Origin of the sequence: Enterococcus sp. 6D12_DIV0197 (genome assembly GCF_002174385.1) — a bacterium.
Classification (GTDB): Bacteria; Bacillota; Bacilli; order Lactobacillales; family Enterococcaceae; genus Enterococcus_D; species Enterococcus_D casseliflavus.
In genome coordinates this window covers 413,277-414,815 of the sequence record NZ_NIBN01000001.1, presented here as the reverse complement: position 1 = coordinate 414,815, position 1,539 = coordinate 413,277, and the positions used below count along the sequence as shown (strand labels likewise).

Below are 1,539 nucleotides of genomic sequence, written 5' to 3'. Positions count from 1 at the left end.
CTGTAATGTTCTTGCATGTCTGTTTCTAGTTTATTAATCAAGCCATTTTTTAGTTCATTTTTTAGTTCTCGTTCTCTATGAATAATTAGTTTGTCTATCCAAATTTTAGCCTCATAAGCCAATCTGACTGCTTTATATACCCTTGCCATTTGTCATACTCCCTATTTACAATTTATCAGAGCTATCTGTTGTGATATTGCTAAGTAAAATCCATAATTGTTCGGCGTATTCTGATTTCGATAACAGTTCCGCTCTATTTTTAATTGCAGTAATCATTCCTGAAACAATGCTAACAGCATCTTTTTCATTCAGTGAACCGAAGTTTTCAGTTTCATCTTTTGGAGATTCTAAATAGTCCGTTTCAATAATAAAATGCTTTTCTATAAATTCGCTGTAATCTTCAAAATTTTTAAAATAGAAATTGTATAATCCTTGTTTTTTCAATCTGTTCCAATTATTCCTAATTTCACTCAAAAACCTTCCCATATAATCTTGTGTTCTAAATTCAAAATTATCTATAGAAATTGTTTTAGAACTCTTTCTTCCCATCTCTATAGCTGTCTCTTATACACATCTAGATGTGTATAAGAGACAGTTCCTATCTGAATCGTGCGTTTTCACTATAAAGCTTTGCATAATTTTAACTGAGAGCTGTCTTCTTAAAAATACCAACAATTTTTCTGCTGTAATTTTACCTGAATAAATATTTTCTGTATCTAAACATATTCTTTCTTTAATAGCTCCATCAATATGAGAAACCGTTGGAGGATTCCTTAACAAAAATGCGTTAAATGAAGCTTCATCAACTACCAACACATTCTCTTGTTTCCCAGCTTCACCAAGAATAGTAGAGGTAAGTAATACCCGCTGGACTTTTTCTATTGATATTTCTTCACTCAATCCCAATTGCTTTAGAGTTATAGAAATATTCTCCTCAAAATAGTCAGCATTTTTATTTAATTGTTTAATTGCCTCTTTTATTTTCTTATTAGTTTTAGCATGCTCTCTTACCGTATACGGTTGATTGAATGACTTACATTCAAATAAGAAGAGCGTTTTATCTAAAACAAATGCTAAATCAATCTCTCTTTCCAAATCTTTTTCCTTTGTAATCTTAATATGTAATCGTTTAGCATCTATTTGACTACAAACTTGTAATAAGTGTTTGGTACGTTGTTCAAACATAGCTCCTTTGAACCCTAATGCAATGTCTTCCCTATTTTTTTGGGTCTCTTCTTCATCTCTTGAAAACATAGATAAAATGACAGACAGTGGTCGAATTTCTTTAGCTAACGTTGGTAACAGTATTAATTTATCTTGAATCTTTATTAATGGAGCATCTATTAAGTCCTGTCTCTTATACACATCTAGATGTGTATAAGAGACAGTGCTTTGAGTATGCTTTTTCGGCGTATTCACGTTATAGGGTATCGAATTGTAAGTAGTATTCGATTTCTTTTAGAATTGTCTCTTATACACATCTAGATGTGTATAAGAGACAGATTTAAACATTTATTTGAAATAAAATTCTAAATAGCG

General features: G+C 30.9%; 2 protein-coding genes. Both read right to left on the bottom strand.

Going from position 1 to position 1,539, the window contains the following annotated elements; translation table 11 throughout:
- Positions 1-165 precede the first annotated feature (165 nt).
- Positions 166-549: a hypothetical protein gene (locus A5867_RS01960; RefSeq protein ID WP_249270004.1), complete on the bottom strand. Its 384-nt coding sequence runs from the start codon at positions 547-549 to the stop codon at positions 166-168.
- A 15-nt stretch (positions 550-564) separates the two neighbouring features.
- A complete protein-coding gene (locus A5867_RS01955) occupies positions 565-1,419 on the bottom strand; it encodes an NERD domain-containing protein (RefSeq protein ID WP_249270003.1) in 855 nt (284 codons plus the stop codon).
- Positions 1,420-1,539 lie beyond the last annotated feature (120 nt).